We start from the raw sequence: 14,690 nt of genomic DNA on the forward strand, positions 1-14,690 counted from the left end.
TCAAGGGTGTCTGTTCTACAAATTTTTCAAAGATGTCACTAATCATCTTTAATTCCCTCTCTGCTTAGGTTTTTAGCTTTTGAATAAAATTATACTCGGCTTTTTGCCCCATAGTACAACAGCTCACCTTAACAGGGGTAGCTTTAAGGTTTAAGGTTTAAGGTTTAAGGTTTGAATAAATATCGTGAGTTTAGTTAAAGTAATCATAGTAGGCTGGATCGAGCGAATGTGTGTGCATAGCTGCTCTGCGAAGGCAGGCGTGTTATGAATGCTCTTCTACTCAGTCTCCAAACTCTTTCCTAAAGCCTAAAACCTAAAACCTAATACCTAAATGAAGATTCGCCGTCGTCCTCCGAGTGCCGCCATAAATGTCGGTCCGCTTGAATACCAGATCGTCGTTCCCGATGGTAAACCCGAGCATATCCTAGAAGAAATTGTTTGGGATAAAGAACGGGAAGTACTGGTGTTGCGGGACAAAATGCCGCTAGACAAGTTGAAAAAGCAAGTAACCGCAATGGCACCACCGCTAGACTTTTTGGGTGCGCTCCAGTCGGGTAAAACTCATCCAGCATTAATTGCTGAAGTAAAAAAGGCTTCGCCGAGTCGGGGTGTAATTAGGGAAGATTTCGATCCGGTGGAGATTGCTAAATCTTACCAGCAAGGTGGGGCGAGTTGCTTGTCAGTATTGACCGATCGCAAGTTCTTTCAGGGTAGTTTTGAGAATCTAGCGGCTGTGCGTCAGGCAGTGGCTTTACCACTATTGTGTAAGGAATTTGTGATTTATCCTTACCAAATTTACTATGCACGCGCTCATGGTGCTGATGCGGTCTTATTGATTGCGGCAATTTTGGAAAATGTAGATCTCCAGTATTTCTTAAAGATCGTGCGAGGATTGGGGATGACGGCTCTGATCGAGGTACACACTGAGGAAGAGTTCGATCGAGTGTTAGGATTGGATGGTGTGAAACTGATTGGGATTAATAATCGCAATCTTGTTGATTTTAGTGTGGATTTACAGACTACCAGTCAGCTTTTAGCCTCACGGAGACAAGCAGTAATCGATCGCGGAATCCTCATTGTCAGTGAATCAGGGCTAAATACTGCTGAAGATCTTAAAATAGTAGTTGAGGCTGGAGCTAACGCCGTCCTAATTGGGGAATCCTTTATTAAGCAGGACGATCCCGGACAAGCGATCGTCAATCTGTTCGCAGCATAGCTGCTAAATTCACCCACTTACTATTAGCACCGATTTAATTCGGTAGAAGATGACGGCACATTCATGGATCGAATTAAATTACCCTCGTTGGTACATTACGAACTGATTTTACAAGTTCTCGAACGCCAAACCATTATGACGGCAGATCGCGATCCGATCGTTAGAGAGCGAGTACAACAGTTGATCGTCACTCTCCGTAAGGCATTGACTCAACACAAGCTATTGGAAGAAACCTGCGGTCATCAACAAATGGAAATAGAGCACGTTTGGGCACTAAATTCAGTTCTCACCGATCGTGAAGTTGTGACGAAAGATTAGCTAGATTGGCGATCTACAAAATTTGGTATGTGAACATTTCAGGAGTGTTCCCATCCCAAATTTTGCGGATGCCCTCGCTGAATCGCTCTCCCTACTTCAACTGACAGGAACTGCGATAGTAGTCCAACTCTGGTTCTTGCCAAGAAAAGGCAAAGTGACTGATCGAACGAATCTGTGGGAGACTGCGATGGATATCATCCATCTGATCCTCCAAGGATGGGCGACCTTCGGTGGGTTTACTCCAGTTGCCTGCGAGTGCGGGCACCACCTCAGTAGTGGCTGGCGCAAAGCTCAGGACGCGGCGGACTTGATCGGTGATACAATTGCTGCGATTGCAGGTAGCATAAGCCATCGGGTGCCATTCACTAGTTGTAAACCGATCCCAAGCCTGCAACCGCGAATCAAAACCTCTGCGTCCGATCGGTTGATTGGCTTCTGGAAAAAATACTGCCCCAGATTTGAGTTTTTGTTGCTCTACAGGTGCTGCTGCTTTTTGCAGAAAACTGACGACACCCTGGCTGGCATGAGCGAGGGTAAGCTGCCATAAATCCCACTCGATCCAGGCAAATTTATCCTCATAGGACATGGTGCTTTCGTCTTGTAAAGGGGTGCGTCCTTGCCATAGGGGTGAAACTTCATTGGGGTAGAGTTTGTCTACCTCCTTGAGGTCATTAATCGTAATGGTACCTTTGGTGAGATAGCGATCGATTAAGTCTGTACCTTTGCTATTTTGGGCGAGGGCGGCAAGGGTTTGCCTAGATTCATCACCATAGATCCACAAGTCTTGGACTCGACTGGCGATCGATTGTGCGCCCTGACCGCGTGGGAATCGAATATAGTCGAATAAGATTCCATCGGGACGACGACGGGCGACTTCTGCAACTAGTCGCTCATAATCAGATCGGGCTTTGTCACTATATGGATCGACAAATAAGACCGAACCACTATTGCCATCTGTTGCTTTTTGAAAACCCTCTTCACCTGCGAAGAGAGTAGTTTCACCCCGTCCATTGATCGCTACTGCTGACTGTCCTTCTGGTGTCACCCCATATTCAGCCCCGAAGTTGAGACTATACATCCACGCATACACTTTCAAGCCGCGTTCGCGCCCTTTTTGGATCGAGTCGGCAAGTAAATCGGTTTTGTCTGTGCCGCGTGTGGTGAGAACTGAATTCCAAGCGGTTTGATTGCTCGATCGAGGTAGTAGTGCTTTGCCGTAGAAGGCAGCAACATAAACTTGGTTATAGCCCCGATTGACCATTCGATCGAATATCTCTTCTAGGGCACCAGGACGCGTATCACAGGGGTAGAGCCGTACCCAAATCGCCTGGTTCTTCAGCCAACTTTTCTGCCGACACTGCTGGACGTAGGTGACGTGCTTTTTGATAATCTCGCTGTACTTTGCTTGGTTATTGCGATCGCCTTTTTGGGCTGCTAGTCGTAAGCTATTTTTGGCAATAACTTCTGCTGGCGGAATTTGACAATAATCTGCGGCGGGGGACTGAGCTAGTGTAGGCTGAGGAGCGTAGCCTTGCCCGACCGAACTACTTGTCACTAATACCCCGATTAGTAATTGCTGATGCCACTTGTGCCGATCCCTTTTCTGTGGCGAAAGAGGAAGATTTTGGTGCAGCGTAAAATCCATAGTGACGATTGATGGTCGGGATAGGTAAGCCTGTCAGTACAAAGGAGAAGCCAATCCGTAGATCGACTTCTCCTTCAACTCTTTTGATTTGGACAGATGATTTACTGATAAAGTTCCATTCCTCAACCACCGCTCCCTCGTCCCCGATTTATGTGCCCCGCTGTAATGCTGATTCGATTTGCTTGAATTTTTGCTCTAAACTAGTTCTCAGCTTTGCTGGTAGAGGACGATTGGGATAAGCAGCATAGTGAGCAGCCAGAGAGTTGAGTGCAGTCCGCATACTTGTAAATGAACTCAACTTTGTCAAAGCTGGATCTTGACGATAGCGAGACGCAAAATCATTGATATTCAGACGCGCCAAAGACTGGGCGGCAGCTTTGTCTGGGGAGTCATCCGGTAACTCTAGTACAGCTTTCATGCTATTGAGGACGGTCATCGTGTCTTGTCGATAATTTCCCACCAAACCCCCAGGGCTAGCCGAACAGCCAACCAAACCGACGACAACAACTAGCACCAACGCAAATAACTGCGACCACAGACGCTTAAACATAATTTTTAATGTAAGGATTTAAAACTCCAAAATCACTGTCTATCCTAGCGCGAATCCGATCGCTATGGCTATAGGTGTGAGGTTTTAGGTACTAGGTGGGAGGCTGTTTGAGCGTTGAAATCGATCTCGTGCTTGACTAATTTCAATCGATCGACAACGATTAACCTAGTAAATCGGATTTTAATCGGCATACCACCCATTGACTCAAACCAAAAACCTAATATGAGTATTTCTCGTCCTTATATTCTAATGTGGACGATTGTTGGCTTATTTCTGACGATCGGTGCAAGCTTTCTCCCCGCATATGTTACTAATTCTCCCTGGCAATGGCTGAGTGATGGAGTTACTGCTTATCCATTAGGATTCAAGTGTCAAGTTGGTGCCGTCTTGTTGGTCAGTTGTTTGGGTGGTAGGACTGCTGGGGTGCTGGCTCAAGTTGCTTACTTATTACTGGGATTACTATGGCTAAAAATTTTTAATGATGGTGGTGGAATTGAGTATCTTCAGAAGCCTACTTTTGGTTATTTACTTGCCTTTATTCCTGGAGCTTGGGTATGCGGACAACTTGCTTTTAAACGATTTCCCAGAACAGCTACATCGACGCCTCACTTAGAATATTTAGGATTGAGTTGTCTATGTGGGTTGATAACGATTCATGCGATCGGGATTATCTATTTAATTTTATTTCAATTATTTAACTGGCAAGATGGGGAGTTTACACTGTTAGAGTCGATCGCTAATTATTCTATCTATCCTATGATTAGTCAATTGGTGATGGGATGTACTGCGGCATCGATCGCTTTTATAGTGCGAAGGATTATGTTTTATTAATATATTATCTGTGAAAATTAGAAATTATTACTTTTGGGTTGCAGCGATCGGTAATGTGATTATCGATATTATTAGCAAGCGAGCGATCGTCGAAAATCTTCGATTTGAAAGAACATCTGTCCCGATTATTCCCAATATCTTTCATTTTACCTATATTCGTAACTATGGTGCCGCATTTAGTATGCTGGAGGGTAGCCCTTGGCTGGGATTGTTATCATTAATTGTTAGTATAATTTTAATTGCAATTGGTATTTTCAGAAATTTCAAGAATATTTGGGAACAAGTAGGGTTTGGGTTGATTTTGGCAGGTGCGGCAGGTAATGGCATCGATCGATTATTTTTTGGCGGTTCTGTCGTTGATTTTATCGATCTAAGAGTTATTAATTTTGCTATATTTAACTGGGCAGATGTATCGATTAATATCGGAGTTATTTGTCTACTAATTCATAGCTTCATCGATCGACCTACAAATCCTCCTTAGTAATTAGACCCCCCATTTCCAGCGATCGATATCCGATCGCTCCAAGAATATTTAAACATGTTAAAACTCACAAAATACTGTTATTACCTCATAATATCTAGCATAATCTTAGCTCAGATATCGATCGCTAATGATGCGATCGCCAATCCTCGCACGATGATTAGTGACATCCCTAAAAATAAGCTAAACAAACCTGTTTATACACCAATCCAATTACCACTAAATGGAGAAGTCAGAGATACGCTTTCCGATCGAGATATTCCAACTGGAGATGGTGGATTTGCCAGAGACTATGCAATTCAATTAACAGCCGGAGATCAAATCGCGATCGATCTCAGTTCCGAATCATTCGATACCGTTGTAATTCTCCTCAATGCTGAAGGTAAAAACATCGGCAAAAATGATGATGGTCCCGACGGAAGCAGTAACTCTTTGCTATTTATCAGAATCAAAGATACTGGTAATTATGTCATTCGCGTTCAAGGCTTTGGTGAAACCAGCAGCGGCGAATTCAAACTTAAAGTTAGCAAGTTAAAATCACAGTGAGAGAGAAAAAAGGGCTATGCTTACCCCAATTTTCCCTCAGCCCAACTATCAACTATCAAATATCAACTATATTGACTACATCCCGATAGTTTCATAACCAGCATCGACATAGATAATTTGTCCAGTAATACCACTGGCGAGATCGCTAGCCAAAAAAGCCGCAGCATTACCAACTTCTGTTTGAGTAACAGTCCGTTTGAGTGGAGCAATATCTTCGACATGGTGAATCATATCCAAAATTCCACCTACAGCCGAAGAAGCCAATGTCCGAATAGGCCCTGCGGAGATGCCATTTACGCGGACATTTTGAGCACCAAATTCTGAAGCAAGATAGCGGACACTCATTTCCAATCCAGCTTTAGCAATCCCCATTACGTTATAGTTAGGAATCACTTTTACACCACCTAAATACGTGAGCGTGACGATACTCCCACCCGCTGTCATCAGAGGTTTAGCTGCACCCGCCAGCCGTGTCAGAGAATACGTGCTGATGTCCATCGCCTGAGCGAAACCAGCACGAGAAGTTTTACTAAAATCTCCAGATAGATCTTCTTTATTGGCAAATGCTAGACAATGAATGAGGATATCTATCCGGCCCCATTTTTCTCCAACTTCTGCAAATGTGCGGTCGATCTGAGCATCATCGACAACATTAAGCGGGAGATAAATACTCGGATTCAGCGGAGCGACTAATTCTTCAACTTTTCGTTCCATCTTCCCCTTCTCATCAGGTAGATACGTAATCCCAATATTCGCTCCAGCCGCATGAAGCTGTTGCGCGATCCCCCAGGCGATCGATCGGTTATTCGCTATTCCAGTTACCAGCGCGTTCTTGCCGCTCAAATTTAACACGATAATTTTGCTTCATCTTAACTTGCACGGCTTATGATATCAGTTACCCGTCAGTAGTTACTAATTATCAATTCGCGATCGACCCACCAATCCTCGATCCCCCAGATGTTTAGTAGTCTGGTATACAAAAAACTATTCGCAAGTCAGATTAAGTGTTGTGTAATACCATTCCTGCCCGAGTCTGGAATTGTGAGTCCAAATATTCCAAGTGAGTGCAGAGTCAAGATGGTCATGATGCAAGATAAACCGATCGCTAGTGTCTTTCAGCAAATGGCTGGAGGCGCATTCCCACCTGTATTAGAGACATTCGATCGGAATAAGACGATTTTCTTTCCTGGCGATCCTGCCGAACGCGTCTATTTCCTCACTAAAGGTGCTGTGAAGTTGTCTAGGGTCTACGAAGCAGGCGAAGAGATTACAGTGGCTTTACTGCGCGAGAATAGCGTGTTTGGGGTGCTTTCCTTGATTACGGGGAACAAGTCCGATCGATTTTATCATGCGGTGGCGTTTACCCCTGTCGAATTATTGTCTGTGTCGATCGAGCAATTCGAGAAAGCTCTCAAAGAAAATCCCGAACTGTCTTGGGTGATGCTCAGAGGTTTATCTTCGCGGATTCTTCAGACTGAAATGATGATCGAAACTTTGGCACATCGAGATATGGGATCTCGGCTGGCTAGTTTTCTGCTGATCCTATGTCGGGATTTTGGAGTACCAAATGGCAATGGCATTACGATCGATCTCAAACTATCACACCAAGCGATCGCCGAAGCAATTGGCTCTACCCGCGTCACCGTCACTCGTCTCCTCGGCGATTTACGCGATGAAGATAATCAAGTCATCTCCATCCAAAAGAAAAAGATCACCGTTCATAATCCGGTGGCTTTGAGTCAGCAGTTTAATTAATTGGTGGATGGTGGATGGTGGATAGTGAATGGTGAATAAATTAATACAAGAGTTTAATTGAATTGGTAGATGGTGAGTAGTCAATAGTGAATAAATTGGTACAAGCGTATTTATGATTGGTTGATTACAGATTTGCAATTTTAAAAGTTTCAACAGTACTAATCATCCACCATTCACTCAATATCTACCAACCTAAACCCCATCTGACACTCATAAGCATCAGATTGTGGTTCGCTGCAATAGTGGAGATTGCGAACTACTCGACCACAACAGAGTTTACCTTGTCGCCAGCGGGGTTGACCATCGCGATCGGCAAGCAGACAAGCTTGACAGACTTGTTGTGGAGCAATAATTTGATTGTCAATGATGACTACTAACATACACTACCCTCGATTTTGGGTCAGGTACAGACGATCGTTAAATTAGCTCAGAGTCGATCTGGTTCCGAGCCGATGGGGATGAACTATGAGTGAGGTTAGCCAGGATTTGGATGTGAGCCAACACTGCTGTTAGCAACTGAAATTAGAATCGGCTCTAGACCTCACTTTATACAGTAGATTTTGTCAAGATTACGTAAATTGTGATGATGTTTATTACTTAATCAGCTCAAGCTGTGTTGCTCGACCATGCAGTGCGGTGCAGGAAAACAGCGGCTAGGGAAGACCGCATCACATTTGCGCTCTCGGCTAGTTTAAACTTTAGTAAGTAGCTGGGCATAATTTAGATACTACGCTAGCCAATATAAGTGTGCTCATTAGATCGAAACAGTATCATGTAGTGCTAAATTCAGTCGATCGCACCTGTTGGCTGGGGATCCGCTCCTTTAGATAAATGAGATCCATTGTTATAATCGATATCCTGAGAGCTTATAAATCAATTCAGTCATCCCTAACCTAATTTCTAATATCTAGACCATGGCAAAAACTAACTTAGAGTTTTTAGTAGAAACAGATCCAGCGATCGCGAGTTTAATCGGTTCCGAGCTAGGTCGTCAACGCAGTCACCTCGAATTGATTGCTAGTGAGAATTTTACTTCGGCGGCGGTGATGGCGGCTCAGGGTTCAGTATTGACTAATAAATATGCTGAAGGCTTACCCAGCAAACGTTACTATGGTGGCTGCGAATTTGTCGATGAGATCGAACAAATCGCGATCGATCGAGTCAAGCAGTTATTCGGTGCCGCCGCTGCCAACGTCCAACCCCACTCTGGCGCACAGGCAAACTTTGCTGTCTTCCTGACTCTCCTCAATCCTGGGGACAAAATCATGGGGATGGATTTATCCCACGGCGGACACCTCACCCACGGTTCCCCTGTCAATTACTCAGGAAAATGGTTTGATGTTCAGCACTACGGTGTCAGCAAAGAAACCGAGCAATTAGACTACGACATGATTCGGGACATAGCGAGAGAATATCGTCCCAAATTACTGATCTGCGGTTATTCGGCATATTCTCGGATCATTGACTTTGCCAAATTCCGCGAGATTGCTGACGAAGTAGGCGCATTCCTGATGGCAGATATTGCTCACATCGCCGGATTAGTCGCCACTGGACATCATCCCAGCCCGATTCCTTACTGTGATGTCGTCACTACTACCACTCACAAAACCCTCAGAGGGCCGCGTGGTGGTTTGATTATGACTCGCGATGCCGAATTAGGTAAAAAGCTCGACAAGTCGGTTTTCCCTGGCAGTCAAGGTGGCCCGCTCGAACACGTAATTGCTGCTAAGGCTGTTGCCTTTGGTGAAGCTCTCCAGCCCGCGTTTAAGACCTATTGCGGACACATCATCGCCAATGCACAGGCATTGTCAAATCAACTCCAACAACGTGGCTTTAAAATCGTTTCTGGTGGCACTGACAATCACCTGATGTTAGTCGATCTCCAGTCGATCGGGATGACCGGAAAACAAGCAGATTTGTTAGTCAGCGATGTCAACATTACTGCTAACAAAAATACCGTACCTTTCGATCCAGCCTCTCCGTTTGTCACTAGCGGTTTGAGACTTGGTTCACCAGCGATGACCACTCGCGGCATGGGGACGACTGAATTTGTCGAAATTGGAAATATTATCGCCGATCGATTGCTCAATCCTGAAGATGATAATATCGCTAACGATTGTGTGCGGCGGATTGCTACTTTGTGTGAAGCATTCCCCCTCTATCCTCATCTAAGTACGCCCGTCCCAGCCTTAGTATAGTTTAAAGTCTGGAGTGCGTTGGATCGATCCTGGCGCGCTCCCTACTGTTGGGTTTTGCTTTGCTCTACCCAACCGAACAATCAACTTCCTAAAGCCTAAAGCCTAACTCGCGTAGCCACCCTTACGAATTAGATCGTCAGGACGGAGATTGGAGACAAAATTGCTAAAAGCTAACCGTTCTTGTTCGTCAGCATCTCGATCTACAGGGATCGAAGCATCAGCAATGACTTCTTCAATCACCCAAATCGGTGCTTTAGTACGGATGGCGATCGCAATTGCATCGCTAGGACGAGCATCAACTTCCCGAATTTGACCATTAGTCTCGATCGCGATCGACGCATAAAAAGTATTATCTTGGAGCGAATTGATCGTAATCCGATCCACCTTGATATTACAACTATCAAAGATATTGACAATCAGGTCGTGAGTAAAAGGTCTAGGTGGTGTCTGCTTTTCTAGTGCATTAACGATCGCCTTTGCCTGTTCTTGGCTGATATAAATCGGTAAAGCGCGACGATCTGAAGCATCTTTGAGTAAGATGATCGGACTCCGAGACACAGCATCCAATGCAATACCCGCTACTTTCATTTCAATCATGGTGGTTTCCTTTGGTGGTATACGAGAATTAAGGTGGCTGCGAACGTTAAAGTCTAAAATAAAGACTGACGTAATTAGTCTAACAAGCTTCAATCCTGGGGATCGGTACGGATATGTATCAAGGATGGCTCACGAAACACTCGATCGCGTATAGTACTTTGACTGAAAATAGATGTTTACAGGACTAGTCCAATCGCTGGGAAACTTGCGTCTTTTGACTGAAGACAAGCTGGAAGTTTTATGCCGTGCTTCAGATGCCGAGCGAATTTTAACCGATTTGACTATTGGTGATAGTGTAGCTGTTGATGGGGCATGTTTGACAGTCGAACAAATATTACCACAAGGATTTATCGTTAGTGTCTCGCCGGAGACGATCGATCGAACGACGATCGGTCAAAGAGATCGCACCTCTACTTATGCCAATTTGGAAACATCACTCCGAGTCGGGGGGAAAATTGGCGGTCATTTTGTCACGGGACACATTGATGGCATCGGTAGGCTCGTCTCTAGTAAGGCTACCGCTACTTCCTGGGAGATGCGATTTGCCGCACCTGAGTCGCTCACCGAACAGTGGTCGAATTATCTCAGCCGCTATTTGGTGTCGAAAGGAAGTATCGCTGTCAATGGGGTGAGTTTGACGATCGCTGATTGCGATCGGGGCGGCAATTGGTTTACAGTTGCGGTGATTCCACTTACTTACTCTGAGACAAATCTCGCTCAACTTCAGCTTGATGAATGGGTAAATTTGGAGGCAGATATTTTAGGTAAATATGTCGAAAAGTTGATGATTTCTCCCCATTCTGGTTCAAGGCGTGAAATTATTACGCCTGATTTTTTAGCGGCAAATGGTTATCAGTAGTTAGCGAGAGTTTGGGTTAGGAATTTTATCTACAGCAGTCCTATTTGATTTGTAAGAATACTGTAGGGTGTGTTATCGCGTTCGCGTAGCGTCTCGCAGAGAAGCGTAACGCACCAGAGCCAATGTAAATTTCTGGTATTAAGCCAATCGGTAAATGATAAGTATTTGCTGGATGCAGATTTTATTTGTGGGGGCAAAACCCGGATCTGGGGGTTGTCTTGACGCGCTAAACCCTCGGCACAGCCGCGGAGCACGCGTCGCTCCGACCCCCAGATCCCCCGTTGAGAAGCGGGACGCCGCCTCTCAAACTCTCCTGTCTTGACTCGCTGTCTTGTCGTTTTTTTATTCGGGGGGAACCCCCGAATAAAAACGCCGCTAAACCTTCGGGGAACAAAGGCGTGCGCGAGTCGCTGCGTATGGATGGCTGGTGTGGAGCGTGGTGCGGCGTTCGCTCCATTCTAGATTTTAGTGGGAAGTTACTCGATTGGAATTTAGTCGGGTAATAGCCTGGAGCAATTTTCTTGACCTGCTAGCGCGATCTTCGGATCGCCGATAAAATCTAGATACATACTCCCTTCCCACTCAAGAACTAGACAATCTCGATCTGTAATGTCGTTCGTCTATCCACCATCCACCATCCACTCTAGATATCTAACTTGATACTGGAAAGGAATATATTCTATCAATCGAGCACAATTGCTTGCTAGTACAAGATGAGCCAGGTTGTAATTATTGGGGCTGGGCCGACAGGTTTGACTCTGGCGATGTTGCTGGCACAGCGAGGGATTACAGTCAAATTAATCGAAGCGTCCCGCAACTTTCGGCGGACGTTTCGCGGGGAGGCTCTGATGCCGAGTGGGTTAGAAGCGATCGACCAGATGGGACTAGCAGACTTGGTAGCGCGTATTCCCCATCGCCCCCTGGATGCCTGGGAATTCATCATTGAGCAGCGATCGATCTTTCGGGTGGATGAACCGATGGAAGCTGGTGGGAAGCCATGTACCTTGATTTCCCAGCCTGCTTTTTTAGAGGGGGTGATGGAGTCGGCGAGTAAGTGTCCCAGTTTTGAATTTATCTCTGGAACTAGTGTTCGGGATTTGGTGTGGCAAGACGATCGAGTAGTTGGTGTCACACTAAGCGATAATCGTCAGATCGCCGCAGATCTGGTAATTGGGGCAGATGGGCGAAATTCGATCGTCCGCCACAAGGCAAATCTCACTCTGGAGACAGAAGCCCAAAGTTACGATCTTCTCTGGTTTAAGCTGGCAAGTAGTGCGGATTTTGAAGCGGAAAATATCTTCTACTCGGTGTTATCGGGTGATGCTGGATTTGGACTATTTTTAGGCTCAGAAGGGCAACTTCAGGTCGGATGGTCTCTACATCAGGATGAGCAAAAGCAAGACGCTCCTGGGCAATGGCGGGATGATTGGGTAGAAAAGTTGGCAACAGCTTCACCCGACTGGTTAGCCGCAGCTTTTCGACAACAAGCAGACTCGATCGAACGTCCGTTTTTGCTCTCGGTGACAGTCGGGCGTTGTCCTAGTTGGCACATTCCAGGAGTACTACTTCTGGGCGATGCCGCGCATCCGATGTCGCCAATTCGCGCTCAGGGCATCAATATGGCGTTGCGAGACGTTGTAGTTGCTACCAATCATCTCGTGCCACTATTGCAGCAACACCCTCAGTTTGCCGAAATTGATGCCTTACTGCCCCAAATTCAAGCCGAACGAGAACCAGAAATTATTCAGATTCAAAAGCTGCAACGCGCCGAAATAGCTCAGGGTGAGCTACTGCGAAATTATCCACCGATCCGTTATGCAGTCAGTCGCCTAGCACCACGAATACCACTATTACGGCAGCGGATTCGGCAATCTTGGATCGATCGACAACTCCAGTTGCGACGAGGATTTACACAAGTGGATCTAAAGGTGTGAGAGGATGTCTAAAAAGTATCTATGATGTGTCGGCTCATGGCAGAATCTCCCATCGATGTGGGCGCAGCCTCTCCACTGGATCATCGATCTATTCAGATCTTAGCGATCGAATCCGATCCAGTCATCCAGTCGGGACTAGTTACCTGTCTGAATCGGTTTCCAGATTTACAAGTATCTGAGGCGGCTGAAGATGGGGCTGGGGCTTGGCAAATTCTGACAGCACGAGTGGGCGAACCGATCGCGATCGATCTGATCTTACTAGGATTAACATCAGATCGGCACCTCGAAAATGACTCGAATTTAGCATTTTGTCGAGCTGTTAAAGCTAGATCCCCCAACGTACCAATTTTATTATTAGCAGCTCCTCGATCGCCAGATTTGACCATCGCATTTCAACTGGGAATTGAAGGTTGCTGTCTTCGAGGTGGCTCCATTCTAGATCTAGTCGCCAGCATCCGCCAAGTCGCCGCAGGGCAAACTAGTTGGACACCAGAAATTTTACAACAGGTAATCATCGGGACAGAAACTCGTCCGAATAATTGGTTTAATGGTGTTGGCAATCGATTAAGATTATCTAGTCTCCAGCAGATTGAAACTACATTATCAGAACTAAACACCAATCTTGACGGCGATCTTTCAGTAATCGATCGATTGTTATTAACTGGACGCAAACGCGAACTCAATACCGCTCGGTGGCTAGTCAAGCGACTATTTCCTACTAGTTCAGTTATTTTAACACCCCTACTCGCTCCAGCACTTAGTCAATTAACACCATCATCCCCGATCGATCGTAGCCTTAATCCTCAAGCACAAACACTATTCGATCGCATCGCCGCAAAATTACAATCTGGCTTAGAAAATCTTACCAATACCCCGTTAGAAATCGATATTCTGCGTCAGGAAAAGAAGCGAGAATTATTTTATTTGATTTTGCGTCAGTTTGAAGGATTGCTAGATGAATTACGCTTTTCTCAGGTGACGGTAGAGCAACTGGCAGCAAAAGAGCCGACGATCTTGCAAGACTTGTGGGCATCCGTGACGACTGACTTTTTTGGGAGATATTATATGGTATCGATCGAAGATCGCCAGATTGAAATCATCCCGATCTTACTTCAAGATATCGCAATCGTTCACACCGAAATTCTTACCAAAATCCCTCAATCGATCGAGCTATTAAATTACTTACTATTTAAAATACCCCTAACAATAGATAATACTAGTTGTGCAGTTGGGACTACCGCCGCCGAAGAGCGTGCCTGTAACCTGTTAGAAAATCTCACGATCCAGATCGCTAATGCTGTGATGCAGCCATTGCTCAATCGCTTTGGTAATTTGGAATCGATGAAATCTGGCTTTTACGATCGACGATTGCTCTCTAGTCGAGAGATCGAACGCTTTCGCAACGATCTCTCATGGCGGTATCGGATCGATCGATATATTGGCGAACCTCAAGCTATTTTTGAAAGCCAATATCGGTTATTTATTTTCACAAATTATGGGATTAAAAGAGTAGCTATTTATGCCCCGCGTCCACAGGAATTAGATCGACTAGTCGGAATTCCTTTAGTAGTAACTTTAGCTCTAGAGACAAGAGATGCACTCTCACCCCGAGTCAAGTCAGCAACTACACTTATTGGGAGTAGTATTGTATATCTACTTACAGAAATTATCGGTCGGGGAATTGGCTTAATTGGTCGGGGAATAGTCAAAGGAATTGGCAATATTTGGCAAGAAAGTAATCGTAATCGCAAGGAGTAACT

General features: G+C 45.3%; 16 protein-coding genes. 10 read left to right on the forward strand and 6 right to left on the reverse strand.

Annotated features, from left to right (window positions below; translation table 11 throughout):
* The first annotated feature begins 331 nt into the window (after positions 1-331).
* A complete protein-coding gene (gene trpC / locus ACEW9J_RS04065; RefSeq protein WP_373543862.1) occupies positions 332-1,216 on the forward strand; it encodes an indole-3-glycerol phosphate synthase TrpC in 885 nt (294 codons plus the stop codon).
* Positions 1,217-1,279: 63 nt separating this feature from the next.
* Positions 1,280-1,534 (forward strand): DUF5340 domain-containing protein, encoded by a 255-nt coding sequence (locus ACEW9J_RS04070; protein ID WP_373543863.1) that lies wholly within the window; start codon positions 1,280-1,282, stop codon positions 1,532-1,534.
* 91 nt (positions 1,535-1,625) lie between these two features.
* Here the strand turns inward: ACEW9J_RS04070 and ACEW9J_RS04075 are convergent, their stop codons facing one another.
* The 3 genes from ACEW9J_RS04075 to psb27 are packed head-to-tail and all read right to left on the reverse strand — an operon-like array spanning position 1,626 to position 3,729.
* Positions 1,626-3,089: a family 10 glycosylhydrolase gene (locus tag ACEW9J_RS04075; RefSeq protein WP_373543864.1), complete on the reverse strand. Its 1,464-nt coding sequence runs from the start codon at positions 3,087-3,089 to the stop codon at positions 1,626-1,628.
* Positions 3,079-3,309 (reverse strand): hypothetical protein, encoded by a 231-nt coding sequence (locus tag ACEW9J_RS04080; RefSeq protein WP_373543865.1) that lies wholly within the window; start codon positions 3,307-3,309, stop codon positions 3,079-3,081. The genes ACEW9J_RS04075 and ACEW9J_RS04080 overlap by 11 nt, the downstream gene beginning before the upstream one ends.
* An 18-nt stretch (positions 3,310-3,327) precedes the next feature.
* Positions 3,328-3,729: a photosystem II protein Psb27 gene (gene psb27 / locus ACEW9J_RS04085; protein WP_373543866.1), complete on the reverse strand. Its 402-nt coding sequence runs from the start codon at positions 3,727-3,729 to the stop codon at positions 3,328-3,330.
* Positions 3,730-3,951: 222 nt separating this feature from the next.
* On the opposite strand from psb27, the gene ACEW9J_RS04090 reads away from it, so the two are divergent.
* From ACEW9J_RS04090 to ACEW9J_RS04100, 3 genes are read left to right on the forward strand one after another with little or no spacing between them, the layout of a single operon-like run.
* Positions 3,952-4,560: a biotin transporter BioY gene (locus tag ACEW9J_RS04090; RefSeq protein ID WP_373543867.1), complete on the forward strand. Its 609-nt coding sequence runs from the start codon at positions 3,952-3,954 to the stop codon at positions 4,558-4,560.
* A gap of 10 nt (positions 4,561-4,570) precedes the next feature.
* Positions 4,571-5,041: a signal peptidase II gene (gene lspA / locus ACEW9J_RS04095; protein WP_373543868.1), complete on the forward strand. Its 471-nt coding sequence runs from the start codon at positions 4,571-4,573 to the stop codon at positions 5,039-5,041.
* A gap of 57 nt (positions 5,042-5,098) precedes the next feature.
* Positions 5,099-5,587: a PPC domain-containing protein gene (locus ACEW9J_RS04100; protein ID WP_373543869.1), complete on the forward strand. Its 489-nt coding sequence runs from the start codon at positions 5,099-5,101 to the stop codon at positions 5,585-5,587.
* A gap of 75 nt (positions 5,588-5,662) precedes the next feature.
* Here ACEW9J_RS04100 and fabI read toward each other — a convergent pair whose 3' ends face one another.
* Entirely contained in the window at positions 5,663-6,439 is a 777-nt protein-coding gene (gene fabI / locus ACEW9J_RS04105) for an enoyl-ACP reductase FabI (RefSeq protein WP_373543870.1), read from the reverse strand.
* A gap of 225 nt (positions 6,440-6,664) precedes the next feature.
* Between fabI and ntcA the strand changes: the two genes are divergently transcribed.
* Positions 6,665-7,342 (forward strand): global nitrogen regulator NtcA, encoded by a 678-nt coding sequence (gene ntcA / locus ACEW9J_RS04110; protein WP_373543915.1) that lies wholly within the window; start codon positions 6,665-6,667, stop codon positions 7,340-7,342.
* 173 nt (positions 7,343-7,515) lie between these two features.
* On the opposite strand, the gene ACEW9J_RS04115 is transcribed toward ntcA, so the two are convergent.
* Positions 7,516-7,722 carry a hypothetical protein gene (locus ACEW9J_RS04115; RefSeq protein ID WP_373543871.1) on the reverse strand — a complete coding sequence of 69 codons (207 nt, stop codon included), beginning with the start codon at positions 7,720-7,722 and terminating at the stop codon, positions 7,516-7,518.
* A gap of 534 nt (positions 7,723-8,256) precedes the next feature.
* Here ACEW9J_RS04115 and glyA point away from each other — a divergent pair.
* Positions 8,257-9,540, forward strand: coding sequence for a serine hydroxymethyltransferase (gene glyA, locus ACEW9J_RS04120; RefSeq protein ID WP_373543872.1), 1,284 nt, complete (start codon positions 8,257-8,259; stop codon positions 9,538-9,540).
* A gap of 102 nt (positions 9,541-9,642) precedes the next feature.
* On the opposite strand, the gene ACEW9J_RS04125 is transcribed toward glyA, so the two are convergent.
* Positions 9,643-10,137 carry a bifunctional nuclease family protein gene (locus ACEW9J_RS04125; protein WP_373543873.1) on the reverse strand — a complete coding sequence of 165 codons (495 nt, stop codon included), beginning with the start codon at positions 10,135-10,137 and terminating at the stop codon, positions 9,643-9,645.
* Positions 10,138-10,309: 172 nt separating this feature from the next.
* Between ACEW9J_RS04125 and ribE the strand changes: the two genes are divergently transcribed.
* The 3 genes from ribE (at position 10,310) to ACEW9J_RS04140 (ending at position 14,688) form a co-directional block, all read left to right on the forward strand.
* Positions 10,310-10,996, forward strand: coding sequence for a riboflavin synthase (gene ribE / locus ACEW9J_RS04130; RefSeq protein ID WP_373543874.1), 687 nt, complete (start codon positions 10,310-10,312; stop codon positions 10,994-10,996).
* Positions 10,997-11,709: 713 nt separating this feature from the next.
* Positions 11,710-12,930 (forward strand): FAD-dependent monooxygenase, encoded by a 1,221-nt coding sequence (locus tag ACEW9J_RS04135; RefSeq protein WP_373543875.1) that lies wholly within the window; start codon positions 11,710-11,712, stop codon positions 12,928-12,930.
* 36 nt (positions 12,931-12,966) lie between these two features.
* Positions 12,967-14,688 (forward strand): DUF3685 domain-containing protein, encoded by a 1,722-nt coding sequence (locus tag ACEW9J_RS04140; RefSeq protein WP_373543876.1) that lies wholly within the window; start codon positions 12,967-12,969, stop codon positions 14,686-14,688.
* Positions 14,689-14,690: the final 2 nt, after the last annotated feature.

Source organism: Chamaesiphon sp. (genome assembly GCF_041737865.1).
Classification (GTDB): Bacteria; Cyanobacteriota; Cyanobacteriia; order Cyanobacteriales; family Chamaesiphonaceae; genus Chamaesiphon.

Excerpts from the sequence above, each read along its gene's own strand:
- ACEW9J_RS04115 (WP_373543871.1), bottom strand. The coding sequence starts at position 7,722 with ATGTTAGTAGTCATCATTGACAATCAAATTATTGCTCCACAACAAGTC.
- glyA (WP_373543872.1), top strand. The coding sequence starts at position 8,257 with ATGGCAAAAACTAACTTAGAGTTTTTAGTAGAAACAGATCCAGCGATC.
- ACEW9J_RS04090 (WP_373543867.1), top strand. The coding sequence starts at position 3,952 with ATGAGTATTTCTCGTCCTTATATTCTAATGTGGACGATTGTTGGCTTA.
- ACEW9J_RS04100 (WP_373543869.1), top strand. The coding sequence starts at position 5,099 with ATGTTAAAACTCACAAAATACTGTTATTACCTCATAATATCTAGCATA.
- trpC (WP_373543862.1), top strand. The coding sequence starts at position 332 with ATGAAGATTCGCCGTCGTCCTCCGAGTGCCGCCATAAATGTCGGTCCG.
- ACEW9J_RS04135 (WP_373543875.1), top strand. The coding sequence starts at position 11,710 with ATGAGCCAGGTTGTAATTATTGGGGCTGGGCCGACAGGTTTGACTCTG.
- ACEW9J_RS04125 (WP_373543873.1), bottom strand. The coding sequence starts at position 10,137 with ATGATTGAAATGAAAGTAGCGGGTATTGCATTGGATGCTGTGTCTCGG.
- ACEW9J_RS04140 (WP_373543876.1), top strand. The coding sequence starts at position 12,967 with ATGGCAGAATCTCCCATCGATGTGGGCGCAGCCTCTCCACTGGATCAT.
- psb27 (WP_373543866.1), bottom strand. The coding sequence starts at position 3,729 with ATGTTTAAGCGTCTGTGGTCGCAGTTATTTGCGTTGGTGCTAGTTGTT.
- ribE (WP_373543874.1), top strand. The coding sequence starts at position 10,310 with ATGTTTACAGGACTAGTCCAATCGCTGGGAAACTTGCGTCTTTTGACT.
- ntcA (WP_373543915.1), top strand. The coding sequence starts at position 6,665 with ATGGTCATGATGCAAGATAAACCGATCGCTAGTGTCTTTCAGCAAATG.
- ACEW9J_RS04070 (WP_373543863.1), top strand. The coding sequence starts at position 1,280 with ATGGATCGAATTAAATTACCCTCGTTGGTACATTACGAACTGATTTTA.